The sequence below is a fragment of the Marimonas lutisalis genome, assembly GCF_005434965.1.
Lineage (GTDB): Bacteria > Pseudomonadota > Alphaproteobacteria > Rhodobacterales > Rhodobacteraceae > Marimonas_A > Marimonas_A lutisalis.
Genome location: NZ_SKCI01000002.1, coordinates 878,606 through 903,883, shown reverse-complemented (window position 1 = coordinate 903,883; position 25,278 = coordinate 878,606). Strand labels below are relative to the sequence as shown.

Sequence of the window (25,278 nt, the reverse complement as noted above, 5' to 3'; positions counted from 1 at the left end):
ATGACCACACCTGACGAGACGCCAGAGCCCACGGGCCAGGTTTCCGATGCCGTGAGCGGCAATTGGGTGGATCGTGTCGCGCCACCGGCAACACGCCCTTACCTGCGCCTGTCCCGTGCCGATCGCCCGATCGGTACATGGCTTTTGCTCCTTCCCTGCTGGTGGGGTCTTGCCCTTGGTATGCTCTACGACGGACAGGCGCGCATGTTCGATCTTTGGATTTTCATAGCCTGCGGGCTTGGCGCCTGGCTCATGCGCGGGGCGGGCTGTACCTGGAATGACATCACCGACCGCGAGTTCGACGGCAGTGTCGAGCGCACGAGATCGCGCCCCATTCCATCTGGCCAGGTTTCTGTGCGCCAGGCTGCTGCCTGGATGATCGCACAGGCGCTGGTGGCCTTCGCGATCCTGCTCAGTTTCAACGTCAATGCCATCATCCTCGGGGTTGTGTCGCTTGTCCCTGTCGCGATCTATCCGTTCGCCAAACGCTTCACTTGGTGGCCGCAGGTCTTTCTTGGTCTCGCCTTCAACTGGGGTGCCCTATTGGCCTGGACAGCGCACACCGGCGCACTTCAGACACCTGCTCTTTTCCTCTATGTCGCCGGCATTTCCTGGACACTGTTCTACGACACGATTTATGCCCATCAGGACAAAGAGGATGACGCCCTGATCGGCGTCAAATCCACGGCGCGCCTGTTCGGTCCGCAAACGCCGACCTGGCTGCGGCGTTTCCTGGTGGCAACGGTCGCCCTGATGGGGCTCGCCATCATCTCGGCTATGGTCGAACAGAACGCGAATCCCCTGGCGCTGCTGATTGCGCTGGCGGGGCCCTGCGTGATGGGCTGGCATATGTTGTGGCAGATGCGCATGCTGGATCTCGATGACAACGATCGCCTGCTCATGCTGTTTCGCGCCAACCGTGATACCGGCCTGATCCCCTTGCTGTTTTTCGCCGTCGCGCTATTCCTTTGATTGCAACCTCGGACAGCAGGGCATAAGGAACGGGCAACGCTTTTCGGTTCAAGGGTCAGATGCGCCTTTCTTCGCTATTTATCATCCTGGGCACCTTCGTCTCTGCGGCCATCGCCTGCCTTTTCGCTGCCAGTCTGGCTGTTACCCTGATCGAGGACAATTCCGAGATAGGCGTTCGCAGGGCACTGGACGAGCAAGAGCTGACCTGGGCCGAAGTCTATGCTGATGGACTCCAGGTGTTCCTGACCGGCACGGCTCCCAGCGAGGCCTCGCGCTTTCTTGCCGTCAGCACGGCCGGCAGCGTTGTCGATGCCGCGAGGGTCATCGACAACATGGAGGTCAAGGCCGACAAGGGGCTTACGCCACCCCGCTTTTCGATTGAAATCCTGCGAAATGATTCCGGTATTTCGCTCATCGGCCTGATCCCGGCCGCAACGGATCGTGAGCGTCTGATCGACGACCTGACGGACATCGCCGGCGAAGGCAACGTAGCCGACCTGCTTGAATCGGCCGATTATCCCGTTCCGGATGGATGGGACAGGGCATTGGAATTTGGCATTGAATCGCTCGGGTCGCTTCCACGTTCGAAAATCTCGATAGATGCGACGCGGGTTGGCGTGACGGCCATGTCCGACAGCGCCGAAGCCAAGCGCAAGCTGGAGACCGATCTGACGCGCGCCGCGCCGCGCGATCTCAGGATCGTGCTTGATATCTCGGCGCCGCGTCCGGTCATTACGCCCTTTTCGCTGCGCTTTCTGATCGACGATGCCGGCGCGCGCTTCGATAGCTGCTCCGCCGAAAGCGAAACCTCTCGCGATCGTATCCTGTCGGCGGCACTGAAGGCCGGTCTGAGCGGAAAAGCCTCGTGCACGATCGGGCTTGGCGTGCCATCTCCGAACTGGTCGCGCGCGGCAGAGATGTCGATTGCCGCGCTTGCAAAATTGGGCGCGGGTTCGATCACCTTTGCCGATGCCGACATCACCCTCGTGGCCGCCGAAGGCACCGAGCAAGCCCTGTTCGACCAGGTCGTGGGCGAGCTTGAAAACGCGCTGCCTGAAGTGTTTACGCTGCACGCAGTTCTGCCCGAGACGCCGCAATCGGAAGCGGCCGGGCCGCCTGAATTCGTCGCCACTCTGTCGCCCGAAGGGCTCGTCCAGATGCGCGGCCGGCTTCCCGATGAGCTTTTCCGCGATACCGCAATGAGCTTTGCGCGCGCGCGTTTCGGATTCGATGTTGTCCACAGTTCGGCACGTATCGACGAAAAACTGCCCGCCACCTGGCCCATACGTGTTCTGGCCGGGCTCGAGGCGTTGTCCTATCTGTCGAACGGCGCGGTCACGATTTCCCCTGACAGCGTTGTTGTCAGCGGGAATACCGGCAACAGCGATGCCAACGCGACCATCGCACGTCTGCTGTCGGAGAAGCTGGGCGAGGCCGAGCGCTTTTCAATCGACGTGACCTACCAGGAAAAACTCGATCCTGTAGCCAGCCTGCCAACGCCGGAAGAATGCGAAGTTCAGATCAAGGCCATTCAGGCCAACCGCAAGATCAGCTTCGAACCTGGCTCGGACACGATTGACGCTGGCGCGCGCAAAACCCTGGACGACATCGCTGAAATCCTGAAGAAATGCGGTCCGCTCAAACTTGAGATTGGCGGACATACCGACAGTCAGGGCCGCGAAGTGATGAACCAGCAACTGAGCCAGGCGCGGGCACAGGCAGTGTTGAACGGATTGCGGGCGCGCCGCGTTCTGACATCGACCTTCACCGCCGTCGGCTATGGCGAAACGCAACCGATCGCCGACAACGGCACGGAGGACGGGCGCGAGGCCAATCGCCGGATCGAATTCCGCATTATCCGGCCGGAGCCGATCGAGGAAACAGAAACCACGCTGGAAAGCGTCGAACAGGACGCAGCGGACGCGGCGGAGGACGGCGCGCAAGACGAGGGAACCCCGGATGACCAGAACTGAGTTCATCATTGCAACAGCGATTATCCTGTTTGTTGCCTTTTGCATGGGGTGGTTTGCGAACTGGTTGATCCATCGCTTCACCCGCGTCGCACGTTCCGACATGGAAGAGCTTGAGAAGATGGCGCAGGAGTTGCACGAGGCCGAGGAGACCCGCGACCAGGCCATCACCTACCTGCAACAGCGTGAAGCGGAGCTGACCAACCAGCTATCGCAGACCGAGGCCGAACTGGCGGCGGCCATGGAAGGTTTGCGCGATGCTCGGCACGAGGCCGAGGAGCTGCGCTCGCATCTCGAACAGGTCAGGGGCGGGTAATCCGATCCACCCCCGCCAGGCGGGCAATTCGCATCAATTCGGCCTGAAGCTTGTCATCACGCGCGGCGGTCCATTGTACTCCGGGCTCGATCCACTGTTTTTCGAGGGCTAGCACCCCCCGGCCGCGATCTGCCCTGGCCTCGATCCGCCCGATGAAACGATCGCCTTCAAGCAGCGGGTAAACGTGGTATCCCCATACGCGCTTTGCGGCGGGCGTGAACATTTCATTTCGGTATTGGAACCCGAATAACCGTTCCAACCGGGCCCTGTCACGGATCACCGGGTCGAACGGGTTAAGGATGCGCAGGCGCGAGGTGGGCTTTTGCACATTTGCCAATCGCATCTCGATATCGGGAAGCGCCCAGCCTTTTGTCAGGTCGCCCTTCGCATCCTCGACCTCTACCGGAACGAGGCGCGCGGCGTTGGCATTGATCCAGGTCCTGGTCTCGCGCGCATCCATCGCATCCCAGAAGCGTTGAATCTCGCCAGTGGTGGCAAAGCCGCAGCGCGTCAAGGCACCGCGGCACAGCCAGTCGATCTGCGTTGCCTCGGGATGCTCCTGCACCTGTAGATCCGCTGGAAATACCCGCTCGGCGAGATCGTAGAACTTGGTGAAGTTTTCACGATGCGAGGTGGCCAGTTCGCCCGCGTACCACATGTAGTCCAGCGCGAGCTTGTGCGGCGGGCGCTGCCACATCTCCTTGCGGCCTTCAACACGCGTATCGAAATCATGGGTCGAAAGAGGTCCCTCGCGCGCGATCCGCGCCCTGATCTCGGCGCGGCCTTGGGCATCGGGCATGCCCTTCCACCAGCCGGCATTGCGAATGATCTCGGCCCGGCGCCGGAACTGTCGCCGCCACATCGGCAGGAACGCCATCGGCAACACGCTGGCATCGTGGGTGAAATGCTCGAATATACCGCGCGATTTCAAAAGCCTGCCCAACATCGGCTCACGGTAATTCTGGTTGCGTGACCACAGGATATGATGATGCGCCCGCGAAATCACCCGGATCGTGTCGAGCTGGACAAACCCCAGGTCATGGATCAGCGCGGGCAGGTCCAGCGGCCCGGTGGGCGTGTCGGCCAGCCCCTGCGCCTCGAGCCACAACCAGCGCGCCGCGCGATTGGGGATGCGCAGCGGCGCGCCCGTCACCATCGTCCCAGCGCATCTTCGTCTTCGTCCTTCGCTGCAACCCAGCCGGCACCGTCGCCCGTAGTCTCTTTTTTCCAGAACGGCGCGCGCGACTTGAGGTAATCCATCAGGTACTCCGCCGCCTGAAAGGCGTCGGCGCGGTGCGGAGCGGCGGTGGCGACCATCATGATCATTTCGCCCGGCGCAAGAACGCCATACCTGTGAATGATCAGAACATCGCCGAGTTTAAACCGGGTTAACGCCTCGCGCGCATGCTGTTCCAGCGCCTTTTCCGTCATGCCCGGATAGTGCTCGATTTGCATGGATTGCAGACCATCCGCCACATCGCGAACGATCCCGGTGAAAGTGACCACCGCGCCCATCTCGGTGTGGCCAGCGGCAAAGCGGTTTGCCTCGGCACCGAAATCGAACGGCTGCTCCTGCACCCGGATATCCATTCTCAGCCTCCGGTCATTGGCGGAAAGAACGCCACCTCGCGCACCCCTTCGAGAGGTGCATCAAAATCCGCAAGCTCCTGATCGAGCGCCACGCGCAACGCCGAGAGATCGGCGAAGGCCGCCTCGTAGCGCTCTTCGCGCTTGCGCAACTCCGCGACAAGCTCGGCGACGGTCTTCGCCTCGGTCTCGACCGTCTCGCGCGGCAGGCCGATACGTTCGCGCACCCAGGCGAAATAGAGTACTTCCATCACGTATCCTCGCGCAGGTAAGGGGTTGATTTGCGAAGGTAATCCCAGCCCGTTACCAGCGTGAGCAGGGCCGCGAACCACAGCAGCACAACGCCCAGGTTTCCGGCCCAGACCATGCCGGCATACTTCCAGCGCAGGCCCTGGGAATCTTCCATGTCGCCGCTCAGCATCGCCTCGGCCATGGCCTGATCCATGCCCCAAGACGACATGACGAGGTAATGCTCGAACACGCCCTGCGAAAACAGCACCGCGATGGCGACCATCTGCACGGTGGTTTTCCACTTGGCCAGCCAGGTCACCTTGAGCGTGCCAGCCGTATCGCCCAGGAACTCGCGCAGGCCGGAAACAAAGACCTCGCGAAAGAGGATGATCGTGGCCGGAAGAACGAGCCATGGGGTCCAGGTGGAATATCCACAGATGACCAGGAGGGCGATGATGACCATGGCCTTGTCGGCGATAGGGTCGAGCATGGTGCCGAGCTTGGTTTGCTGTTTCCAGGCCCGCGCCAGGTAGCCGTCGAACCAGTCGGTGACCGAGGCCAGGACGAACAGCATCAGCGCAAACCAGTCGGCGTAAGGTCTTGTGAAATAGAGGAACATCACCGGCACCATCGGTGCGGCCAGCAGGCGCAGGGCCGTCAGGATATTCGGGACCGTCCATTTCATTTCGCGCCGTTTCTACCCCGGTTTGAGGCGCGGGGGAAGGGACCGCACGCAGGGGTTAACGGCGATTTTGCGCGCCATGTCAGGGGGGTGATCTGCGTGCACCCCCCGGCTGACATCCGGCTGCCGGGAAAAACGGCGCATGTTCACGGAAAATCAGGTTAACCGACCGCGCGCCCGGGCGCGCCAAGCGGGGGCCAGCCCCCGCACCCCCGAGGTATTTTGGGTCAGATGAAGGGGACCCCTGGCGGGCCTAGCCCTGGTCGTGGAAGAAATCGTAGATGGTTTCGGCGAGGCTGTCCGAGATGCCCTCGACCGCCTTCAGATCGGCCAGCGCGGCGCGGCTGACGGCCTTGGCGCTGCCGAAATGCGCCAGCAGCGCGCGCTTGCGCGTGGCACCGACGCCCGGGACGTCGTCCAGGGGCGTCGCGCCTACGGCCTTGGCACGCTTGGCGCGGTGGGTACCGATAGCAAAGCGGTGGGCCTCGTCCCGCAGGCGCTGAATGAAGTAGAGCACCGGATCGTTGTGGCGCAGCGCCATCGGGCGCGCGCCGGGGCGGTGGAACTCCTCCTTGCCGGCATCGCGGTCGATGCCCTTGGCGACGCCCACCATCGGAATGTCGGCCACGCCCATTTCATCCATGATCTGTTTGACGGCCGAGACCTGCCCCGCACCACCGTCGATCAGCAGGAGATCGGGCCAGTGGCCCTCCTTGCGGTCGGGGTCTTCCTTCAGCAGGCGCTTGAAACGGCGGGTCAGCACCTCTTTCATCATGCCGAAGTCGTCGCCCGGTGTCAGGTCGTCGCCGCGGATGTTGAACTTGCGGTACTGGTTTTTCATCAGGCCGTCGGGACCGGCAACGATCATCGCGCCCACGGCATGGGCGCCCTGGATGTGGCTGTTGTCATAGACCTCGATCCGTTGTGGCGGGGTGTCGAGGCCAAAGGCCTCCGCCACGCCCCTGAGCAGTTTCGCCTGTGTCGCGGTTTCGGCCATCTTGCGGGCGAGGCTTTCGCGGGCGTTGCGGGCGGCCGAGGAGACCAGCTCGGCTTTTTCGCCACGTTGGGGCACGAGGATCTCGACCTTGCGGCCCGCCTTCTCGCCCAACGCGTCGGCCATCAGGTCGGCGTTTTCGATCGGGTGCGAGAGCAGAAGCTGTTTCGGAGGTTCCTTGCTGTCGTAGAACTGGCCGATGAAAGCCTCGAGCACCTCGGCCGCCTCGATTTCGGCCGAGCCGACACGCGGATAGAAATCGCGGTTGCCCCAGTTCTGGTTCGCGCGGATGAAAAAGACCTGCACGCAGGCCTGGCCGTTTTCGAGGTGCAGCGCGATCACGTCGGCCTCTTGCGTCGAGCGCGGGTTGATGCCCTGTGCGGTCTGCACCTGGGTCAGTGCCTTGATCCGGTCGCGCAGCGCGGCCGCCTTTTCAAACTCCATCGCGTCCGAGGCCGCCTGCATCTCGGTGGCGAGTTTTTCCTGGATCTGGGTCGAGCGGCCCGAGAGATAGCGTTCGGCATCGCGCACCGCCTCGGCATAGTCGGCTTCGCTGATCTTGCCGACACAGGGCGCGGTGCAGCGCTTGATCTGGTATTGCAGGCAGGGGCGCGTGCGGCTGTCGAACATCGCGTCCGAACAGTTGCGCAGCAGAAAGACGCGCTGCAACTGGGCGAGCGCACGGTTGACCGCGCCGGCGCTGGCGAAGGGGCCGTAATAATGGCCCTTTTCCTTTTTCGCGCCGCGGTGCTTCTTGATCATCGGGAAGGGATGATCGGTGACAAGGATGTTCGGAAAGCTCTTGTCGTCGCGCAAAAGCACGTTGTAACGCGGTTTGAGCTGCTTGATCAGGTTCTGCTCCAGCAGCAGCGCCTCGGTTTCCGTCCGCGTGGTCAGGAACATCATCGAGGCGGTTTCGCGGATCATCCGCGTAATACGCGCAGAATGGCCCGTGGGCCGGGCATAGTTCGACACCCGCGCGCGCAGGTTGCGCGCCTTGCCGACATAGAGCACGCGGCTTTCGCCATCGAGCATGCGGTAGACGCCCGGCGAGCTGTCGAGGGTCTTGAGATAGCCCGCGATCACCTCGTGCCCGGTCTTTTCCGGGGGCGTATCTGTTTGGTCCTGCTCGCTCATTTGTCCGGGTCTGTGATTCTTTGGTCTGGCTGCAATCTTACGCTGGTCGGGGCAAGAGAAAAGGCATCCACCAATCCTGTGGATAACTCTGGGTGTATCTTTGGGTCAGCCGGAAATTTCCTTTGTTTTCGGGCGATTTCGTTGAATTGCCTAAAAAATGGGCATGCATTTAACTTGTTGATTTTAAACACAATTTTTTTGACCCGTCAGCAAAATATTGAAAACATTAAAGTTTTTGTAACGCTTCGGTAACGGCTCCGTGTCCAGTGCAAAACTGACGCAGGGGCAGAGGCGCGGGGCGCTATTCGACACCCAGAATATCGGGCGTCTGCCAGGCCAGGTGCTGGCCGCCATCGACGCAGAGGAGCTGCCCGGTGACCGCCGGCGCATCGAGCAAATAGCCCAAGGCGGCGGTGATATCCTCGGGGTTCGAGCCGCGTTCGAGGACCGTGTTGGCACGCTGGCGGGCGAAATGATCTTCGGTCTGGCGCGCCCCGATCAGGGTGGGTCCGGGCCCGATGGCATTGACGCGGATATCGGGGGCCAGCCCTTGCGCCGCGGTGCGGGTGAGCGCCCAGAGCCCCATCTTGGCGATGGTGTAGGAGGCGAACTCTGGCGTGAGCTTGCGCACGCGCTGGTCAATCATGTTGATGACGAGGGCCTGGGCCATCGGCTCGCCCCGGTCGTCCATGTGCGCACGCGGCGCCTGTTCGGCGAAAGCTTGCGTCAGCACGAAAGGCGCGCGCAGGTTCGATTCCATGTGCCGGTCCCAGCTGTCGCGGGTGCCGGTGCGGATGGTATCGTATTCGAAGATCGACGCGTTGTTGATGAGCACGGTCAGCGGCGCGCCCAGTGCCGCAGCCGCCTGCGGGATCAGTTCGCGGGTCTGGTCCTCGTGCAGCAGATCGGCCTGGAAGATCGCCGCCTTGCGCCCGCCCGCAGCGATTTCATCAGCGACCGACTGCGCCATTTCTGCATTCGAGTTGTAATGAATCGCCACATCGAAGCCGCGATGCGCGAGATAGAGCGCCATCGAGGCGCCAAGGCGCGTGGCGCCACCGGTGACAAGGGCCGCGCCGCTCATGACAGCACCACAACGACGTAGCCGGCGTAAAGCGCGGTCAAGGCGATGCCCCAGAGGCGGGTGATGTTCTGCTTGAGAAAAACGAAGGGCACGAGAAGCACCGAGGCGCCCAGCATGACCCAAAGATCGAATTGCAGGAATTCCGGGTCGACCGGGATATTGCCGATCAGGGCGGTGATGCCGATGATCGCCAGAAGGTTGAACATGTTCGAGCCAATCACGTTGCCCAGCGCCACATCGGCCTGCTGGCGGATGGCGGCCATGACGGTGGTGGCCAGTTCCGGCAGCGAGGTGCCGACGGCCACCAGCGTCAGGCCGATCACGGTTTCCGAGACGCCGAAGGTACGCGCGATGTTGATCGAACTGTCGACCAGCAGGTCGGCGCCCAACGGCAGGCCGATCAGGCCAAGAGTGAGGAAAACGAGGATCTTCCACCAAGGCATGTCGGGGTCTGCGCCTTCGAGGTCTTCGCGCTCGTCCTCGTCGTCGGCGAGCGCCAGCCCCGCCATTTCGCGCCGGTGGCGGCGGGCATGCAGGAAACTGTCGCCCAGGACAAAGCCAAGAGCCGCCAGCAGAACGATGGCCGCGCCCCAATCGAACACGCCGCGGAAGGCCAGCGCGATGAAAAGCACCGAGGCCAGGAGCATGTAGACATAGGTCTTGCGGCTGTCACATTCGGAGGTGTGCATTGTGGCGAGGAGCGCAGGCACACCCAGCACCAGCAGGATATTGGCGGTGTTCGAGCCCACGACATTGCCCAGCGCGATGCCCGGCGCATTGTCGGTGATGGCACGGATGCCGATCAGCAGTTCGGGAGCCGAAGTGCCGAAGGCCACGATGGTGAGCGAGACGATCAGCGCGGGAATGCCAAGCCGCAGCGCGAGGTTCACGGCCCCGCGCACCAGGCTGTCACCGGCGAGAAGCAGGATGACCAGGCCGAGCGTGGCATAGATCCAGTCCATCCCCTACCCCTTCTTGCCGCAGCTGCAGGTCTTGCCGATGCGGAAGCGGCCGCATTTGGGGCAGCGTTTCGAGGCGAGTTTCTTCTGCCCCGGTACGGTCAGCTTGCCGAACATGGCCAGCACGCCGATGAAGACAAGGAAAAGGAGGACGATCTTGGCAACCATGGATCAGAGACCGTAGCGGGCGTAACCGGCCCGCTCCTCGATCGCGGTCATTGCATCTTCGGCCACTTGCGCGCCGAACCGCTGAAAGAGACCCCGGCGGCGGCCATAACGGATCAGCTTCACATCATCGCCGTAAAGCTCTTTCAGCTTGGGCTCCATATGCGCGGTGCCGTCGATCAGGCCTAGCTTCCGGGCCGTGTCCGCCAGCCAGAACTCGCCGGCAAAAATCCGCTCGTCATCAGTGAGCTTTTCGCCGCGCGAAGTTTTCACGTGGTCGATGAAAATCTGGTGCATGTCATCGAGGATGGCCTTGAGCCGTTCCACGTCCTCGGGCTGTTCCGGCTTGAACGGGTCCAGCTGGGATTTCGATTTGCCGGCCGTGTGCACGCGCCGTTCGATCCCGTGGCGCGAGATGAAATCATGTGCACCGAAGCCATAGGAAATGACCCCGATCGACCCGATGACCGAGGCCGGATCGGCCCAGATGTCATCGGCCGAGCAAGCCAGCCAATAACCGCCAGAGGCCGCCACATCTTCGACAAAGGCGTGCACGGGCACCTTTTTTTCGTCCGCGAGCCGGCGGATGCGCGACGCGATCCGCGAGCTTTGCACCGGAGAGCCGCCGGGCGAATTGATCAGCAGCGCCACAGCGCTGGGCCTGCCGCGTTTGAAGGCGCGGTCGATGATCTGGAAATAGGCCTCGTCATTGATCGGGAAACGCCCGGTGCCGATGGCACCCTGCAGGCGGATCACCGCAACGCGCGGGGGCGTTTTGACGAACGGAATAAAGCGCTTCATGACGGGTGATGTAGAGGCCCCGTGCGGGCGTGACAAGGTGACGCCCGGCACGGAATGGTTATCTTGTGAAAAAAGGCCCGAAAGCAGGCAAAAACGTCACGTGCCACCATGGGCGCGCATCATGGCTTGATCCGGTAGCCGGTGCGGAAAATCCAGCCGATCACCAGAAGGCACAGGGCGAGAAAGCCGCAGATCGCCATCAGCGAAATGCCCACCGGCACATCCGCCGCGCCGAAGAACGCCCAGCGAAAGCCCGAGATGAGGTACACCACCGGGTTGAAATAGGTCACCGTCTGCCAGGCGGGCGGCAGCATCGAGATCGAGTAGAACGCGCCGCCGAGGAACACCAGCGGCGTGACCACGAGAAGCGGGATCAGTTGCAGCTGTTCGAAATTCTGCGCCCAGATACCGATGATGAAGCCGAAGAGCGCGAAGCTGAGACAGGTGAGCAGTAAGAAAGCCAGCATCGCACCCGGGTGCATCACCGTGAGATCGACAAAGAGCGACGCGGTACCAAGGATCACCAGCCCGATGAAAAGCGCCTTGGTCGCGGCAGCGCCGACATAGCCCAGCACAATCTCGAGGAAATTCACCGGGGCCGACAGCAACTCGTAAATCGTGCCGATGAATTTCGGGAAATAGATGCCGAAACTGGCGTTCGAGATGCCTTGTGTCATCACCGACAGCATGATGAGGCCGGGAACGATGAAGGCGCCGTAGCTGACGCCTTCGACCTGGTCGATGCGCGAGCCGATGGCGGTGCCGAAAACCACGAAATAAAGCGAGGTCGACAGCACCGGCGACAGGAAGCTTTGCGCGAAAGTGCGAATGAAGCGGCGCATTTCATAGGTGTAGATCGCCCAGACGGCCTGCCAGTTCATTGTGCCTCTCCCTTGACCAGGTCGACGAAAATCTCTTCGAGGCTGGATTGCCGCGTATGGATGTCGCGCAGCGCGAGCCCTTCGCGCGCCAGGTCTTGCAACAGCGCGGTGATGCCCGTGCCTTCGCCCATCGTGTCGTAGTGATAGCTCAGGCTTTCGCCATCGGCGGCCAGTTCCAGATCATAGCGCGCCAGCCCGTCTGGCACGGCCCGCACGGGAGCGCGCAGGTCGATGCGCAGCGTCTTGCGGCCCATGCGTACCATCAGCGCGTCTTTTTCCTCGATCAGCAGCAACTCGCCCTTGCTGATCACGCCGACCCGGTCGGCGATGGCTTCGGCCTCTTCGATATAATGGGTGGTCAGGATGATGGTCACGCCGTCGCGGCGCAGCTCTTCGACCATTTCCCACATGTCGCGGCGCAGATCCACGTCGACGCCCGCCGTTGGTTCATCCAGGAACAGAACGCGCGGGCGATGCGACAGCGCCTTGGCGATCAGCACGCGGCGTTTCATCCCGCCCGAAAGTTCCACCACGCGATTGTTGCGCTTGTCCCAAAGCGACAGCTGGCGCAGCACCGCTTCGAGATGCGCATCATCGCGTTTGAGGCCGAAAAGACCGCGAGTGAAGCGCACGGAATCCCAGACCTTCTGGAATGGTTCGAGCGCGATTTCCTGCGGCACGAGGCCGATCATTCGCCGCGCCTGCCGATAGCTGGCAACGATGTCATGCCCACCCACCAGCGCCTGCCCGCCAGACGGCGACACGAGACCGCAAAGCATTGAGATCAGGGTGGTTTTGCCCGCACCATTCGGGCCAAGCAGGGCCAGGATTTCGCCCTCCTCGATGCTCAGGTCCAAGGGTTTCAGCGCCTCGGTGCCATCCTCGTAAACCTTGGTCAGGCCGCGTGTTTCCACGATCGCGGGCATGTCTTTCTCCTGTGTCGCGCGGCGCCAACTTAGGCCAGTCCACGGGCATGGTCCAGAATGTCGCAAACGCACGCGAACCGCCCGGTCACCCATGCCAGACAGGCGCCCATGACCACAGACATGGCCCAGAACCGACCCGCCGCCGGGATCGTGATGATCGTGCTGGCGATGACCGCGATTTCCGTCAACGACATGCTGGTCAAGCAGTTGTCGGGCGGTTACCCGCTGCATGAAATCGTGTTGATCCGCTCGGGCGTGGGCATCCTGTTCAGCCTGATGATGGTGCAGTACGAGGGCGGATGGCGGATCCTGAAAACCCGCACGCCGGGGCTGCATGCGCTGCGCGGGTTCCTGATCGTCATCTCGAACCTCACCTTTTTCGCTGCGCTGGCGGTGATCCCGCTGGCCGATGCGACGGCATTGTTCTTCGTCGCGCCGCTGATGATCACGTTGTTTTCGATCCCGATCCTTGGCGAAAAGGTGGGGCCGATGCGCATGGGCGCGGTTGTTGTCGGGTTCATCGGCGTGGTGGTGATGATGCAGCCCTGGGCCAGCCAGGGCACGCTGGGCGTGAGCCGCTGGGTTCTGGCGCTGCCGGTTGTGGCCGCGGCGACCTATGCGCTGAACCAGGTGATGACCCGCAAGCTTGGGGTGAATTCCAAGGCCTCGGCGTTGGCGGTTTATATCCAGGGGATGTTCATCGTGGTATCGCTGGCCGTCTGGACGGTGGCCGGCGACGGGCGTTTTGCGGAAGGCGCGGACAACGAAAGCCTGATTTTCCTGTTAAGGGAATGGCAGATGCCGCAGGGGATAGACCGCTGGCTCTTCCTCGGGCTGGGGCTGAATTCCGCGATCATCGGCTACTCGATTTCGCAGGCCTACCGGCTGGCCAATGCCGCCACGGTGGCACCCTTCGAATATGTCGGCCTGCCAATGGCGATCTTCTGGGGCTGGCTGATCTGGGCCGAACTGCCGGGCCCCTGGGTGATGGTGGGCATCGCGCTGATCGTGGGGGCGGGATTGTTCGTGTTCTTCCGCGAGCGCCGAAAGACGCGTCCGATGGTCAGGCGCCGGGTGCATCGCCGGTACTGAGCGCCCAGGGCCGCGCCAGTGCCTCGGCCAGCATGTCGAAGACCAGCCGCACCCGGGCCGAGCCGTGCAATTCGCGATGGGTGACAAGCCAGACCGGAAAGGTGATCGGCTCCATCCCCGGCAAGAGCCGTTCCATCTCCGGGCAGCGGGCGGCGACCTCGTCCGACATCGGGATCACGCCCAGGCCCTGGCGCGCCAGCTCCCAGGCGACCAGCCCATTATCCGATCCCACGCGCAGGTTTTCCGGCCCCAGGGCCAACCCCATCGCGCGCATGTGGTCGAGGAAACGGTCGGCATCGCCGGGATGGACGAAATCGTGCCGCATCAGCTCCTGCAGGGTCTTCGGACGGCCGCGCCGCGCAAGATAGCCCCGGGTGGCATAAAAATGCGCGGTGGCATCGCGGACCTTGCGGGCGATCAGCTCGGGCTCGCTCGGACGGACATGGCGGATGGCGATATCGGCCTCGCGGCGCAAAAGATCGCGGATATCGTTGGCGGCGACGATCTCGATCTCAAGCCGCGGCGCCACGGCGCGCAGCCGGGCCAGCACCGGCGGCAGGAAATGCGCCGAAAACACGTCCGACGCGGTGATCTTCAGCTTGCCTTCCAGCGCCTGCGCCTGGCCCGCCACGGCCAGCGACACGCGCTGCGCCGCCGCGCCCATGGCGCGGGCATGCGGCAGGATCTCGCGCCCCGCCGCGGTCAGCTCCAGACCGCGCCCGACCCGCTCAAAGAGCGCGATGCCCAGCGTTTCCTCCAGCGCGCTTACCTGCCGGCCCAGCGTAGGCTGCGTCAACCCCAGCGCCCGCGCGGCAGCGGAAAGCGAGCCCTCCTCGGCCGTGGCGAGAAAGGCGCGCAGTTGGTTCCAGTCGAAATTCAGATCGCTCCAATTCATGCATATACGTATAACAGTCCTGCGAATTTCGGCAATTCCCGCAGGTTTCCGCATGCCTTAGCCTACCATCAGCGACAAGGAGACATGCAAGATGAGCAACGCCGAGTTCTGGAACGGTATGGCCGAGCGCTATGCCCGTCGTCCCGTTCAGGACGAAGAAACCTATGCCCACACGCTGAGCCGGGTGCGCGCGCATCTTGGCCCGCGGGATCACGTGCTCGAAGTGGGCGCGGGCACCGGCACGACGGCCTTGAAACTGGCCGACGCGGCGGAGCGGATCCTCGCCACGGACTATTCGCAGGCGATGATGCAGATCGCCCGGCGCAAGGTGGCGGACCAAGGGATCGGCAATGTCGAGTTCGCCGTCTCCCCGGCCGACCTGCCGCCCGAGGGCGCCTTCGACGCGGTGATGAGCTTCAACATGCTTCACCTCGTAGCCGATCCCGCCGCCACCGTGGCCGCGCTTGCGGCGCGCCTCCGGCCCGGGGGGCTTTTCATCTCGAAAACCCCCTGCCTTGCCGGCGCTGAGGCAGGCTGGAAAGTGCGCGCGTTGCTGATGCTGCTGCCCGTGCTGCAATGGATCGGCAAGGCCCCTCTCGTCTCCCGGTTCGACGTGGCCACCCTGGAGGCGGCATTCGAAGGTGCCGGACTCGAAATCATCGAAGCCGGCAACCACAGCGATGCCCCGCCAAGCCGCTTCATCGTCGCGCGCCGGCCGGCATAAAGGCGCCCTGCCGGTCTTTCTTGGCAAAAATACTCATCAGCCCACGCTCTCCACCAGCCCAACAAAGGCGGGCCTGCGCCAAGCCCCCGCGCCGGTGCGGGGCGGGTGGGTGGGCGCGCCGGCGCGGGGGCGGGTTCAGAGCCTGCGCGCCAGCATCGCCGCCTCGGCCATGGCGAACTCGGCGGTGCGGGGTGCGGAGGCATCGCCGATCACGTGGGCCTCGATCCCCTGCGCCTCGGCGGCGCCGCGCAGATCTTCGACCACGCTGCGACCGTCCCAGGCGACGATCAGGTCGACCGGCGCGATCTGCGTCTCGGCATAGGAATAGACATTGCGCAGGGTGACGGTGCCACCAGCCACATCGGCCAGGTCGCAATTGGGATGGAACTGCGCGCCCTCCGACAACAGCCGTTCATAGAGCGGCACGCGCTGGATCACATCGGTATCCTCCGCCACCATGAACTGCGGGGTGACTATGTGAAGGTTCAGCCCCATGTCCCGCGCCGCGTCCATCGCGCCCGAGGCCACAACACCGCCCGCCCGGTCCCAGATCAGCGCGGTCTGCGCATCGCCCGCCCCGTTGCGGATCAGATCATGCGGCGTGGTTACGCGGACCGAGCCATCACCCGGCACCCGCGGGGCCTTGGGCACGGCACCGGTGGCCAGGATCAGCGCATCCGCTTCCAGCCCCGGCAGATCGTCCGCCGTGATCCGGCGGCCCAGGTGGATGGGCACCTGCAGTTTCTCCAGCTGTTCGCGCCGCCAGTTGATCACGCCTTCGAACTCGGCCCAGGTCGGGATCGAGGCGCGCAGGTAGAACTGCCCGCCCAAGTGGCTTTCGGCCTCGTAGACCGTCACCTTGTGGCCGCGCTCGGCCGCCACGCGCGCGGCTTCCAATCCTCCCGGCCCGGCCCCGATCACCGCCACGCGGCGCGGCGTGCCGGCGGCGGTTTGCGGCCCCCAGGCATGTTCGCGCGCGGCCTCGGGGTTGTGCAGGCAGCGGATCGGCCCGGGGCCCAGCGCACGCTTGATGCAGACATTGGCGCCGACGCAGGGGCGGATGTCCTCGGCGCGGCCTTCGGTCAGCTTCTTCACCAGCTCAGGATCGGCGATCTGGGCGCGGGTCATGCCCACCATGTCGGCGCGGCCCTGCGCCACGATTGCCTCGGCCATCGCCGGATCGGTGATCCGGCCGGTGGTGAAGACGGGGATGTCGACCACCTGTTTCACCTGCACCGCGAGGTCGACGAACAGACCGTGCGGCGCGGGCGTGGGCGGCCAGTGGGTGGCGCGGTTCACCCGGTCCATGTTGTTGCCGGCGATCACATTCAGGTAGTCGATATGCCCCGAGGCCGCGAGGCGCGGCGCGATCTCGCGCATCTGCACGATGTCGATGCCGCCCTCGACAAACTCGTCGCCGGGCACGCGCATGCCGACGATCAGGTCGGGGCCTGCCGCGCCACGCACCGCCTCGGCCACCTCCAAAGGCAGGCGCAGCCGGTTCTTCAGGCTGCCGCCATAGGCATCGCTGCGGGTATTGGTGTAGGGCGACAGGAACGCCGCCAGCAGGAGCCCGAAAGCCGCGAGGATTTCCACCCCGTCCATGCCGCCCGCTTGCGCCCGCCCCGCCGCGGCGGCGAAACTGTCGATCAGTTCGTGGATGTCGGCCACGGTCATCGCGTGCGGCTGCGCGCGGTAGAGATCGGCGGCCTGGTCGGTCACGCCCCAGCCGGGATTGCCCGGCTCGCCCTCGCCCAGCGTGGCGCCGTAATGGGCCAACTGCGCCAGAATCATGCCGCCTTCCTCATGCACCGCGTCCGAGACCATGCGATAACCCGCGATCACGCTGTCATCGAGATTTGCAATCGCCTTGCCTGCGCGCCCCGAGGACGGGTGCACCGGCGTCGCCCCGGTGATCTGAAGCCCTGCCCCGCCCGCGGCCTTGGCCCGGTGATAGGCGGCATAGGCCGGACCGGGCACGCCGTTTTCGGCCAGGCCGGGCACATGGGCAGTGACCAAAACCCGGTTGCGCACGGTTTTGGGCCCGATCGTCAGGGGCGACAGAAGGTGATCGAAACTCATGGCGCATCCCCCGGATCGCGGTTCGATTTCGGCAGCGGTTCGTTCGCCGTCCAGTCCCAGGTGCCCTCGTCGCGGTCCTGAACGGCCTGTTTCCAGCCCATTTCCTCGGCCCGGGCCTTGAAGTTCAGGCCCTCGGGGGAATGACGGGTGATGCCGTCGAAGACCGTGGCCAGCCGCTGGGTGGAGTTGATCGTCATCTCCATCACCTGGTTCACCACCATCTTCTGCATCGCCAGCTGGTTGATGGGCACCGAAGCCATGCGCGCGGCCATCTCCTCGACCGCGTCATCGAGAGCGTCCTCGGGCACGGCCTTGAGCACGAGGCCCATCTCGGCGGCCTCGCGCCCGGTGATCTTGTCCCCGGTGAACATCATCCGCTTGGCCTTTTCCGGGCCCAGCCGATAGACCCACATCGCGGTGGTCGGGCAGCCCCAGACGCGGGTGGGCATATAGCCGATGCGCGCCTCTTCGGCCATGATCACCATGTCGGAACACAGCGCGATATCCGACCCACCGGCCACCGCATAGCCATGCACCTTGCAGATCACCGGTTTCAGGCAACGGAACAGCGACATGAATTTCTGCGTGTTGCCCCACATGAAGCGGTAATCCTTGATCGGATCCCAGGGCATGTCCTGGGTGACATTGTTGTCCGCGCCGTTCTTTTCCGCGTAGTAGGCGAGGTCATAACCTGCGCAAAACGCCGGGCCGTTCCCCGACAGCACGATCACATGCACGCCCGTGTCTGCATCGGCGCGTTCAACCGCCGCGGCCAGTTCGGTTGGCAGGTCATCATCTATGGCGTTCATCACCTCCGGCCGGTTCAGCGTGATCCGCGCGATCCGGCCGTCCTTCTCGTACAGCACCTTCGGCATGTCGTTCCTCCCTTTCGGATATGGAAACAGGGTGCCCATGACACGGCAAGCGAAAACCATTTCAGGCAAATGTGCACTTGCGTATTGACAAACACGCATTTGGCGATTGGAAATAAACCCATGACCGAGTTAGGCAAGTTGACCTCTGATTTCTGCAAGCGCTTCTTCGGCGGGTTGAAACCAGCCTGCGAGGCCGCGGGGCTGAAATATTCCACGCTGCACACGCAGATCGCCAAGGAGCGCGAGATTCCGTTCTCGTCGATCCAGGCACTGTGCGATGCGGCCGGTGTCTCGCTCGAGGCGTTTCGCAGCAAGCGCGCCGATATCGGCGTTCTGGCCCCACAGACCAGCGCCGCCCTGCACAAACGGGCCGCCGCCGCCTACAGCCAGGCCCTGCGCGACGTGCAGGAGGAAATGCTGCGCAACGGCAGCGATATCATGATCGACGACGTGCTGAACTGGCTCAAGCGCAACAATAGCAGGCTTGAGGATTTCGACGTGCTCCGCGAACGCGTGGATCTATTTCGCCAGGTTGAGCAGGGTGACAGCATCATGCGTCCCAAGCACATCGGCAAACACAGCCTGGCCGCACGGTTCTTCAACATCGAAGACACCTCGACCTATCTGCAGACAGTCAGCACCTTCAGCCGCTCGATCATCGACAATTCGCTCGCAGCCCATTGGCATGTACGAAATTCGCAGCGTTACCTGGTTGAGGACGTGACGATCGCCGTCGAATTGAACGGTCAGCCAGTCGAAGGCAGCTATCGCCGCATCATGGCGCCTGTGCAAACCCCGGATGGAGAGCAGCTTACGCTCGTTTTCGCGCGTCTGCTCGACTACGATTCCGTCTAAGGCGAGCCGCCGCAGATACCATGAGATGTTCAAGGTGACGCCCCTCGACCGCCAGAAGGGCATGCGTGTTCAGCCGCCCGGGCGGCTCTGGCGCGGTCCAGGTGAAAGCGTCTGGAACGGTTAGCGTGAAGCCGTAGATATGGTCGAATTTCAGGTGTTCTTCGGGAATGATGGCGTACATCCAGTCGAAGTCTGACCATTTCACCGCGGCCAGCCCCTGCATCACCTTGCCCACCGCTTCTAGCAGGATAAGCCGCCCGCGGTGATCCGGGTGGAATTCGAGCTCTCCGATATAGACGACATTACCGCCTATCAGGTCTTCGACAGGCTTCGCGATCCGCTCGATGGGGTCGGTGTCACGGCCGTATTGCTCACGTGAGGTGCGCCGCATGTAGGAAGAGAAGCTTTCTTCGCCCAACTGGTCATATTTGGCGGCGATCCCGCCGACCACCTCACCATCCTTGTAGAGAAACAGCCAGAAGGCCCGTTGCGACGTGAAATCGTTGCGCGGGATCGACATCATCGGGGTCTGCTTTGCCCGCCCCGTCTTGGCGACAAGGCGCTGGATTTCGTCGAAATCGGTGCTGGCACGCACGTCATAGCCCAACCGTTCTATCTCTTCGTAGAACGGCGCGACTGACCTCAGGATCTGCTCTTCGCGCATCGTTGACCGTGCTTGCCTGCTTTATGCAACGGTCCTACGCGCGAAAGATTCAGCGTTCAAGCCGCAGTTGCACAACAAATCGGCAGCTGTGGCTATTTGGAATCCCGCCGGCAGGCTAGGCCCGCGCCTGCAGCGCCGATGCGCGCATTTCGCTCATCGTCACGCGCGGTGTCAGCGCCTCGACCGAGATCGCCAGATCGAGCACCGCGCCGCTCTGCGAGGCCAGTGCGCGTTCGAAGGCCGCGGGGAAATCGGCGGTCGTCTCGACCCGTTCGCCATGGAAGCCATAGGCGCGCGCAAGCGCCGCGAAATCCGGATTCACCACGTCGGTGCCCGAAACCCGGCCGGGGAAATTGCGCTCCTGATGCGCACGGATCGTGCCGTAGGTGCCGTTGTTCAGCACCAGGATGATCGGCTGTGCCCCGGCCTGCGCGGCGGAGGCAAGCTCCGGGCAGGTCATCTGGAAATCACCGTCCCCGGCAAAGCAGACGACGGTGCGCGCGGGATCGGCCACCTTGGCGGCGATGGCCGCCGGTATGCCATAACCCATGGCGCCCGATTGCGGCGCCAGCAGCCGCATTTTCGGACCGTATTTCAGGAACTTGCCCGACCAGATGGCGAAATTGCCCGCGCCGTTGGTCACGATGGCATCCTCGGGCAGGACCTGCCGCAGATGCGCGGTGACCTTACCCATATCCACCGGCGAGGGCAGATCGGGCAGGTCGAACCCGGCCTCGTAAGCCGCGCGCCCGGCTTCGCGCCAGTCGGCCCATGCGCCCCGCACGGGCGCCGCGGCCAGCGCCGTGGCAAAGGCGTTGGGCCCGGCCTGAATCGCCAGTTCGGGCTGATAGACCTTGCCCAGCTCGGCCTCGGACCCATGCACGTGGATCAGCCGCTGTTTCGGCACCGGCACGTCGAGCAGCGTATACCCATCGGTCGAGTTTTCGCCGAAGCGGTTGTTGACGGCGAGGATCACGTCCGCCTCGGCGATCAGCTTTTTCACCGCGGGCACCATGCCCACCCCGGCCTCGCCGCAGAAACAGGGCGAGTGGTTGTCGAACCGGTCCTGGTAGCGGAAGACCGACAGCACGGGGATGTCCGAGTTTTCGGCGAAATCCTGCAGCGCGGCGCGGCCGGCATCGGTCCAGTTGCAGCCACCATAGAGGATCAGCGGGCGCGCGGCCTGCTCGAGCATGGCGCGCGCCTCTGCAAGGGCGGATGCCGCCGGTTCGGGCTCGGGCACCACGATCGGGCCGGTCAGGGGCGCAGTGTCGGTCTGGCTGGCCAGCATGTCTTCGGGCAGGGCGATCACCACCGGGCCGGGGCGGCCCGTGGTGGCGGTTTTCCACGCGCGCGACAGGATTTCGGGGATGCGGGTGACGTCGTCGATCTCGACCGCCCATTTGGCGACCGTGCCGAACATCGCGCGGTAATCGATTTCCTGGAACGCCTCGCGGCCTTTCATGTCGGTGCCCACCTGCCCCACCAGCAGGATCATCGGCGCGCTGTCCTGAATCGCCGTATGCACCCCGATCGAGGCATTGGTGGCCCCCGGCCCGCGCGTAACCATGCAGATGCCCGGGCTGCCCGTCAGCTTGCCCCAGGCCGCGGCCATGAAGCTCGCCCCGCCTTCGTTGCGGCAGAGCACGTAATCGAGCCGCCCGCCGGTGTCATGCAGCGCATCGAGCACCGCAAGATAGCTTTCGCCGGGCACGCCGAAGCTTTTCGTCGCGCCCAGCGCGACAAGACATTCCACCAGCAGCTGACCACCGTTTCGCATCATCTTTCCATCCTCGTTTCGTGGCGAATTGACCATGTCCGCGGGGATTGATCAACGCCGCATCGCATCAGCGCCGCAGGCCCAGATCGGCGCGCACCTCCTGCGAGGTTTTCAGCCCATAACCCAGATCGCCCAGCACACGCTTGGCCTTTTCCACCATGGCCGCGTTCGACGGCGCCAACTCGCCCTTGTTCATCCAGGCGGCATCCTCCATGCCGATGCGCACATTGCCGCCCGCCATCGCCGTGGCCGCCAGCATCGGATAGGCGGCGCGCCCGGTGCCGAACCCGCTCCATTTCGCGCCTTCGGGCAGGCGCGAGCGGGCATAAAGCAGGGTCTCAAGGCTGGGCACGAAGCCGTATTTCACCCCCATGACGATGGAACAGAGCGGCCCGGGCTTCAGCGTACCATCGGCAATCAGGTCGTGCATCAGCGCGATATCGCCCGAATCGAACAGCTCGACTTCGGGGATCGATCCGGCCTCGTCGATGGCCCTGGCCATCTGGCGGATCGAATGGGGCGCGTTGATCACCACCTCGCCACCAAAGACCATGGTGTTCAGGTCCAGCGTGGCGATATCGGGTTTCAGTTCCACGATATGCTCGACCCGCTTTTCCGCCGGCAAGAGGTTGGTCTTGGGCCCCGGCACGGCCGGATCGTGATCCGACGGCTGGTAACGCCCGCCAGTGCCTGTGGTCAGGTTGATGACCAGCTCGTCGGTCACGTCGCGGATACGCTCGACCACCTCGCGGTAATGCGCCACGTCCATCGAGGGCAGTTCGGTCCCGGGATCGCGCACATGGACATGCACGATGGCCGCCCCGGCGCGCCAGGCGGCCAGCGCATCCTCGGCGATTTCGCGGGGCGTGATCGGCAGGTTGGGATTGTGCTGCCGCGTGGTGAAATTGCCCACAAGCGCGCAGGTCAGGAATACGGATGACATGGTCTGGCTCCTCGTGATGCGCCGGATTTGGGCGGCGCGGGGCCAGTGCAGCCGCATCGCGCGGCGAATTCAAGCAGGCCGTCACGTCGGATCGCCCCAAGGGGCGGTCCTGGCGACGTTGTCGGGTGGGAAAGTGGCGGTGCTGTCAGACTAATTCGAACTAGTCTCAGTTTGTCGCCAAAGGTGTGAACTTATCCGGAACAAAGCTGGCGCCACACGGCAAGAGCGGCGGAACGGGCCTCTTTGAAGTTTGTCCGTTTGTTGAGAGATCGGTCCTGATTGAAGTTGTTTTAGACGGAAGAATGAACGGCAGCGAACTTCTGAAGACTTCGCATGCGCCGGAACCGCAGCATGGCCCTCTCTCTTCGTCGGAATGGTAGATTCGAGTTCTCTGCCCGATTGTTCAACCAGCGACCGGTTTCCTGTCGAGCGTTGGCGCCGATTTCACCAAGGGCGGCGCCATTAGACTGGAGTTTGTCGGTGACAATCTCTTCCGCCCTGACATGCTTGCGCATTGCTTTCTTTTGGAGTTTCAACGCTGCTTTCTAGTCTCGGGACCTGGTTACGAAGCTTTCCAGAACTTCTCCCTCGTGGTCCACAACCCGCCACAGATAGTGCCGCTCCCCATTAATCTTCACGAACATTTCGTCCAGATGCCAGCGCCAGCGGCTAGATTTCATCCCCTCGATCCGACGCTTCCGGATCGTTGAGGCGAACATGGAACCGAAGCGATGCCACCAGTAGCGGATCGTCTTGTGGCTGACTTCGACGCCGCGTTCATGAAGAAGATCTTCAACGTTCCTGAGCGACAGCCGGAACCGAATGTACAACATCACGGCCAAGCGGATGATCTCAGGGCTTGTTTTGAAGTATTTGAAGGGACCGCGTTTGGCCATGCCCAAAGGCTACCCAGCTCCCTGCCTTGAGCAGCCCAATCTGACTGGTCCAAGTTGATTGTTAGTGCATGATTGGCCTTGGTTCCATCGGGATGATGGTTTCCGGGGCCGGCGGGCGATATCCCAATGCACTGTGCGGTCTCCTGGTGTTGTAGTGCTTCCTCCATTCTTCGATGATGATCTGTGCTTCACGTAGGGTGTAGAAGATCTCGCCGTTGAGCAGTTCGTCTCGGAACCGGCCTTTGAAGCTTTCGCAGCATCCATTCTCCCAAGGGCTTCGTGGTTCGATGCAGGCTGTCTGCGAACCAACCGCTGCGATCCAGTCTCTGATGGCCTGAGCGACGAACTCAGGCCCATTGTCTGACCGGATGAAGGGCAGGGGCGCCCCGTAGGATAAACAGGTCTGTCAGGGCATGGATTACGTCTGCCGAGTTCAGCTTGCGCTTCACCTTGATGGCCAGACATTCCCGGCTGAACTCATCGATGATGTTCAGTGTCCTGAAGACCTTTCCGTCATCTGTCCGGCAATGAACGAAGTCATAGGACCAGACATGGTTGCGGTACTCGGGGCGAAGCCGGACGCATGAGCCATCGTTCAGCCAAAGCCGTCGCTTCTTCGGTTGTTTTCGTGGAACCTTCAGCCCCTCTCGTCGCCAAAGCCGCTCGACACGACCATCGCTGACCGACCAACCAGCCTCTCTGAGCAGAGCAGCAATCCGGCGATAACCGTACCTACCATACTGCCTGGCCAGTTCGATCATATCGGCAACCAGCCGATCCTCATCGGCACGGCCCCTAGGGATATGTCTCTGTGTCGAGCGGTGCTGTCCCAGCACGCGGCATACCCTGCGTTCTGACACCTTGAACCGGCTCTGCACGTGATCGATGCAGGCACGACGACGAGCGGGGCTCAGGGGCTCCGCCCGTTTAGGCCTGAAATGGTCCACTGGACCATTTCCAAGACGGCCCTCACTCCCTTTGCGGCCTCCGTCAGGATCAGCTTGTCGAGTGTCAGATCCGACACAGCGCGTCTCAACCGCTCGTTCTCTTTCTGCAGCCGCTTCAGTTCTTTCAGTTGGTCTACGCCCATTCCGCCATACTGCTTGCGCCAGCGATAATAGGTCTGTTCAACAACGCCGATCTGTCGGATCGCATCCAGACGAGGCATGCCTTGCCCCATCAAGGCCTCAACCTGCCATAACTTCAAGACAATCTCTTCGGGCTTCGGTCGCTTGTTTGCCATTCTCGGTCCTCCGTTTCCTAACCATAGCGGTGGACCAGTTCAGTTGGGGAGGCTCACCGAGCAAATGACGTTAGGTGAATTTGAATACAAGAACAGTTGCGTCGCCTGCCATGGTTCGGAGGGTGAAGGTGATGGACCAATCGCCCAATACTTGAATGTTCAAACGCTCCCCCAGCTTTCCATGCTTCAAAAAAACAATGGTGGCGTTTTCCACGTCCAAAGAGTTTACGCGATCATTGATGGCACAGAAGATGTCGCTGTTCACGGTGGACGAGACATGCCGGTTTGGGGACAGAGGTACCGCGCCCGGCTCGATCCTGTGGAAGATATGAACTTCGGACCGATTGAAACAGAAGCCTACGTAAGAACGCGCATACTTGCTTTGATCGAGTATCTCGCGGCAATGCAGGTAGAATGAAGGCTTTTCCGGGCCAGTTCCTCACCCGAAAAACGTTTCGATAAACACCAAGACGCCCGATCTGTCTATTTGTCCAGAACATTAGCCGGGTAATTGGGCATTTGGA

Annotated in this window: 24 protein-coding genes and 2 pseudogenes; 7 read left to right on the top strand and 19 right to left on the bottom strand. The window is 62.8% G+C overall.

Features of this window, described 5'->3' with window-relative positions; translation table 11 throughout:
* Genes ubiA through E0501_RS12550 form a run of 3 tightly spaced genes read left to right on the top strand, consistent with a single transcriptional unit; the run spans position 1 to position 3,258 of the window.
* The gene (gene ubiA, locus E0501_RS12560; protein WP_137701680.1) at positions 1–972 is read left to right on the top strand and encodes a 4-hydroxybenzoate octaprenyltransferase; all 972 of its coding nucleotides are present in this window, start codon (positions 1–3) and stop codon (positions 970–972) included.
* A 59-nt stretch (positions 973–1,031) separates the two neighbouring features.
* Positions 1,032–2,945 (top strand): OmpA family protein, encoded by a 1,914-nt coding sequence (locus tag E0501_RS12555; protein WP_137701679.1) that lies wholly within the window; start codon positions 1,032–1,034, stop codon positions 2,943–2,945.
* Positions 2,932–3,258: a hypothetical protein gene (locus E0501_RS12550; protein ID WP_137701678.1), complete on the top strand. Its 327-nt coding sequence runs from the start codon at positions 2,932–2,934 to the stop codon at positions 3,256–3,258. The genes E0501_RS12555 and E0501_RS12550 overlap by 14 nt, the downstream gene beginning before the upstream one ends.
* Here the strand turns inward: E0501_RS12550 and E0501_RS12545 are convergent.
* From E0501_RS12545 to E0501_RS12500, 11 genes are all read right to left on the bottom strand, one after another.
* Positions 3,245–4,414 carry a winged helix-turn-helix domain-containing protein gene (locus tag E0501_RS12545; protein WP_137701677.1) on the bottom strand — a complete coding sequence of 390 codons (1,170 nt, stop codon included), beginning with the start codon at positions 4,412–4,414 and terminating at the stop codon, positions 3,245–3,247. The genes E0501_RS12550 and E0501_RS12545 overlap by 14 nt on opposite strands.
* Positions 4,408–4,848, bottom strand: coding sequence for a molybdenum cofactor biosynthesis protein MoaE (locus tag E0501_RS12540; RefSeq protein ID WP_137701676.1), 441 nt, complete (start codon positions 4,846–4,848; stop codon positions 4,408–4,410). The genes E0501_RS12545 and E0501_RS12540 overlap by 7 nt, the downstream gene beginning before the upstream one ends.
* 2 nt (positions 4,849–4,850) lie before the next feature.
* Positions 4,851–5,096, bottom strand: a complete 246-nt coding sequence (gene moaD, locus E0501_RS12535; RefSeq protein ID WP_137701675.1) for a molybdopterin converting factor subunit 1 — start codon at positions 5,094–5,096, stop codon at positions 4,851–4,853.
* Positions 5,096–5,761 carry a CDP-diacylglycerol--glycerol-3-phosphate 3-phosphatidyltransferase gene (gene pgsA, locus E0501_RS12530; RefSeq protein WP_137701674.1) on the bottom strand — a complete coding sequence of 222 codons (666 nt, stop codon included), beginning with the start codon at positions 5,759–5,761 and terminating at the stop codon, positions 5,096–5,098. Before pgsA ends, moaD begins: the two co-directional genes overlap by 1 nt.
* A gap of 250 nt (positions 5,762–6,011) precedes the next feature.
* On the bottom strand, positions 6,012–7,889 hold the full coding sequence (uvrC, locus tag E0501_RS12525) for an excinuclease ABC subunit UvrC (RefSeq protein ID WP_137701673.1): 1,878 nt from the start codon (positions 7,887–7,889) through the stop codon (positions 6,012–6,014).
* Between the two features lie 301 nt (positions 7,890–8,190).
* Positions 8,191–8,973: an SDR family oxidoreductase gene (locus E0501_RS12520; protein WP_137701672.1), complete on the bottom strand. Its 783-nt coding sequence runs from the start codon at positions 8,971–8,973 to the stop codon at positions 8,191–8,193.
* Positions 8,970–9,935: a calcium/sodium antiporter gene (locus tag E0501_RS12515; protein WP_137701671.1), complete on the bottom strand. Its 966-nt coding sequence runs from the start codon at positions 9,933–9,935 to the stop codon at positions 8,970–8,972. The genes E0501_RS12520 and E0501_RS12515 overlap by 4 nt, the downstream gene beginning before the upstream one ends.
* A 3-nt stretch (positions 9,936–9,938) precedes the next feature.
* Positions 9,939–10,100 (bottom strand): hypothetical protein, encoded by a 162-nt coding sequence (locus E0501_RS21275; RefSeq protein ID WP_170222777.1) that lies wholly within the window; start codon positions 10,098–10,100, stop codon positions 9,939–9,941.
* Between the two features lie 3 nt (positions 10,101–10,103).
* Positions 10,104–10,898, bottom strand: coding sequence for a S49 family peptidase (locus E0501_RS12510; RefSeq protein WP_137701670.1), 795 nt, complete (start codon positions 10,896–10,898; stop codon positions 10,104–10,106).
* 119 nt (positions 10,899–11,017) lie between these two features.
* The gene (locus E0501_RS12505; RefSeq protein WP_137701669.1) at positions 11,018–11,779 is read right to left on the bottom strand and encodes an ABC transporter permease; all 762 of its coding nucleotides are present in this window, start codon (positions 11,777–11,779) and stop codon (positions 11,018–11,020) included.
* Positions 11,776–12,705 (bottom strand): ABC transporter ATP-binding protein, encoded by a 930-nt coding sequence (locus tag E0501_RS12500; RefSeq protein ID WP_137701668.1) that lies wholly within the window; start codon positions 12,703–12,705, stop codon positions 11,776–11,778. Before E0501_RS12500 ends, E0501_RS12505 begins: the two co-directional genes overlap by 4 nt.
* A gap of 108 nt (positions 12,706–12,813) precedes the next feature.
* Between E0501_RS12500 and E0501_RS12495 the strand changes: the two genes are divergently transcribed.
* Entirely contained in the window at positions 12,814–13,797 is a 984-nt protein-coding gene (locus E0501_RS12495) for a DMT family transporter (RefSeq protein ID WP_137701667.1), read from the top strand.
* Here the strand turns inward: E0501_RS12495 and E0501_RS12490 are convergent.
* Positions 13,769–14,692, bottom strand: coding sequence for a LysR family transcriptional regulator (locus tag E0501_RS12490; RefSeq protein ID WP_137701666.1), 924 nt, complete (start codon positions 14,690–14,692; stop codon positions 13,769–13,771). The genes E0501_RS12495 and E0501_RS12490 overlap by 29 nt on opposite strands.
* A gap of 91 nt (positions 14,693–14,783) precedes the next feature.
* Between E0501_RS12490 and E0501_RS12485 the strand changes: the two genes are divergently transcribed.
* Positions 14,784–15,416 (top strand): class I SAM-dependent methyltransferase, encoded by a 633-nt coding sequence (locus tag E0501_RS12485; protein ID WP_137701665.1) that lies wholly within the window; start codon positions 14,784–14,786, stop codon positions 15,414–15,416.
* A 135-nt stretch (positions 15,417–15,551) separates the two neighbouring features.
* On the opposite strand, the gene E0501_RS12480 is transcribed toward E0501_RS12485, so the two are convergent.
* Both E0501_RS12480 and E0501_RS12475 read right to left on the bottom strand, forming a co-directional pair.
* Positions 15,552–17,498 carry an oxidoreductase gene (locus E0501_RS12480; protein WP_137701664.1) on the bottom strand — a complete coding sequence of 649 codons (1,947 nt, stop codon included), beginning with the start codon at positions 17,496–17,498 and terminating at the stop codon, positions 15,552–15,554.
* The gene (locus tag E0501_RS12475; RefSeq protein ID WP_137701663.1) at positions 17,495–18,373 is read right to left on the bottom strand and encodes a crotonase/enoyl-CoA hydratase family protein; all 879 of its coding nucleotides are present in this window, start codon (positions 18,371–18,373) and stop codon (positions 17,495–17,497) included. The genes E0501_RS12480 and E0501_RS12475 overlap by 4 nt, the downstream gene beginning before the upstream one ends.
* Before the next feature lie 120 nt (positions 18,374–18,493).
* Between E0501_RS12475 and E0501_RS12470 the strand changes: the two genes are divergently transcribed.
* On the top strand, positions 18,494–19,228 hold the full coding sequence (locus E0501_RS12470; protein ID WP_137701662.1) for a hypothetical protein: 735 nt from the start codon (positions 18,494–18,496) through the stop codon (positions 19,226–19,228).
* Here the strand turns inward: E0501_RS12470 and E0501_RS12465 are convergent.
* The 5 genes and pseudogenes from E0501_RS12465 to E0501_RS12445 form a co-directional block, all read right to left on the bottom strand.
* Complete coding sequence (locus E0501_RS12465) at positions 19,185–19,892, bottom strand: hypothetical protein (protein WP_137701661.1); 708 nt, start codon at positions 19,890–19,892, stop codon at positions 19,185–19,187. The two genes, E0501_RS12470 and E0501_RS12465, sit on opposite strands and share 44 nt — an antisense overlap.
* A gap of 115 nt (positions 19,893–20,007) precedes the next feature.
* Positions 20,008–21,675, bottom strand: coding sequence for a thiamine pyrophosphate-binding protein (locus E0501_RS12460; RefSeq protein WP_137701660.1), 1,668 nt, complete (start codon positions 21,673–21,675; stop codon positions 20,008–20,010).
* A gap of 64 nt (positions 21,676–21,739) precedes the next feature.
* Positions 21,740–22,615 (bottom strand): BKACE family enzyme, encoded by an 876-nt coding sequence (locus E0501_RS12455; RefSeq protein WP_137701659.1) that lies wholly within the window; start codon positions 22,613–22,615, stop codon positions 21,740–21,742.
* A 191-nt stretch (positions 22,616–22,806) separates the two neighbouring features.
* A pseudogene (locus tag E0501_RS12450) lies at positions 22,807–23,511 on the bottom strand (IS6 family transposase).
* A gap of 61 nt (positions 23,512–23,572) precedes the next feature.
* A pseudogene (locus tag E0501_RS12445) lies at positions 23,573–24,754 on the bottom strand (IS3 family transposase).
* Here E0501_RS12445 and E0501_RS12440 point away from each other — a divergent pair.
* Positions 24,744–25,172: a cytochrome c family protein gene (locus E0501_RS12440; RefSeq protein ID WP_205123492.1), complete on the top strand. Its 429-nt coding sequence runs from the start codon at positions 24,744–24,746 to the stop codon at positions 25,170–25,172. The pseudogene E0501_RS12445 and the gene E0501_RS12440 sit on opposite strands and share 11 nt — an antisense overlap.
* The last annotated feature ends 106 nt before the right edge of the window (positions 25,173–25,278 follow it).

What these genes read in the sequence shown, in the direction of transcription:
- ubiA (WP_137701680.1), top strand. Translation starts at nt 1, where the DNA reads ATGACCACACCTGACGAGACGCCAGAGCCCACGGGCCAGGTTTCCGAT.
- E0501_RS12555 (WP_137701679.1), top strand. Translation starts at nt 1,032, where the DNA reads ATGCGCCTTTCTTCGCTATTTATCATCCTGGGCACCTTCGTCTCTGCG.
- E0501_RS12550 (WP_137701678.1), top strand. Translation starts at nt 2,932, where the DNA reads ATGACCAGAACTGAGTTCATCATTGCAACAGCGATTATCCTGTTTGTT.
- E0501_RS12545 (WP_137701677.1), bottom strand. Translation starts at nt 4,414, where the DNA reads ATGGTGACGGGCGCGCCGCTGCGCATCCCCAATCGCGCGGCGCGCTGG.
- E0501_RS12540 (WP_137701676.1), bottom strand. Translation starts at nt 4,848, where the DNA reads ATGGATATCCGGGTGCAGGAGCAGCCGTTCGATTTCGGTGCCGAGGCA.
- moaD (WP_137701675.1), bottom strand. Translation starts at nt 5,096, where the DNA reads ATGGAAGTACTCTATTTCGCCTGGGTGCGCGAACGTATCGGCCTGCCG.
- pgsA (WP_137701674.1), bottom strand. Translation starts at nt 5,761, where the DNA reads ATGAAATGGACGGTCCCGAATATCCTGACGGCCCTGCGCCTGCTGGCC.
- uvrC (WP_137701673.1), bottom strand. Translation starts at nt 7,889, where the DNA reads ATGAGCGAGCAGGACCAAACAGATACGCCCCCGGAAAAGACCGGGCAC.
- E0501_RS12520 (WP_137701672.1), bottom strand. Translation starts at nt 8,973, where the DNA reads ATGAGCGGCGCGGCCCTTGTCACCGGTGGCGCCACGCGCCTTGGCGCC.
- E0501_RS12515 (WP_137701671.1), bottom strand. Translation starts at nt 9,935, where the DNA reads ATGGACTGGATCTATGCCACGCTCGGCCTGGTCATCCTGCTTCTCGCC.
- E0501_RS21275 (WP_170222777.1), bottom strand. Translation starts at nt 10,100, where the DNA reads ATGGTTGCCAAGATCGTCCTCCTTTTCCTTGTCTTCATCGGCGTGCTG.
- E0501_RS12510 (WP_137701670.1), bottom strand. Translation starts at nt 10,898, where the DNA reads ATGAAGCGCTTTATTCCGTTCGTCAAAACGCCCCCGCGCGTTGCGGTG.
- E0501_RS12505 (WP_137701669.1), bottom strand. Translation starts at nt 11,779, where the DNA reads ATGAACTGGCAGGCCGTCTGGGCGATCTACACCTATGAAATGCGCCGC.
- E0501_RS12500 (WP_137701668.1), bottom strand. Translation starts at nt 12,705, where the DNA reads ATGCCCGCGATCGTGGAAACACGCGGCCTGACCAAGGTTTACGAGGAT.
- E0501_RS12495 (WP_137701667.1), top strand. Translation starts at nt 12,814, where the DNA reads ATGACCACAGACATGGCCCAGAACCGACCCGCCGCCGGGATCGTGATG.
- E0501_RS12490 (WP_137701666.1), bottom strand. Translation starts at nt 14,692, where the DNA reads ATGAATTGGAGCGATCTGAATTTCGACTGGAACCAACTGCGCGCCTTT.
- E0501_RS12485 (WP_137701665.1), top strand. Translation starts at nt 14,784, where the DNA reads ATGAGCAACGCCGAGTTCTGGAACGGTATGGCCGAGCGCTATGCCCGT.
- E0501_RS12480 (WP_137701664.1), bottom strand. Translation starts at nt 17,498, where the DNA reads ATGAGTTTCGATCACCTTCTGTCGCCCCTGACGATCGGGCCCAAAACC.
- E0501_RS12475 (WP_137701663.1), bottom strand. Translation starts at nt 18,373, where the DNA reads ATGCCGAAGGTGCTGTACGAGAAGGACGGCCGGATCGCGCGGATCACG.
- E0501_RS12470 (WP_137701662.1), top strand. Translation starts at nt 18,494, where the DNA reads ATGACCGAGTTAGGCAAGTTGACCTCTGATTTCTGCAAGCGCTTCTTC.
- E0501_RS12465 (WP_137701661.1), bottom strand. Translation starts at nt 19,892, where the DNA reads ATGCGCGAAGAGCAGATCCTGAGGTCAGTCGCGCCGTTCTACGAAGAG.
- E0501_RS12460 (WP_137701660.1), bottom strand. Translation starts at nt 21,675, where the DNA reads ATGATGCGAAACGGTGGTCAGCTGCTGGTGGAATGTCTTGTCGCGCTG.
- E0501_RS12455 (WP_137701659.1), bottom strand. Translation starts at nt 22,615, where the DNA reads ATGTCATCCGTATTCCTGACCTGCGCGCTTGTGGGCAATTTCACCACG.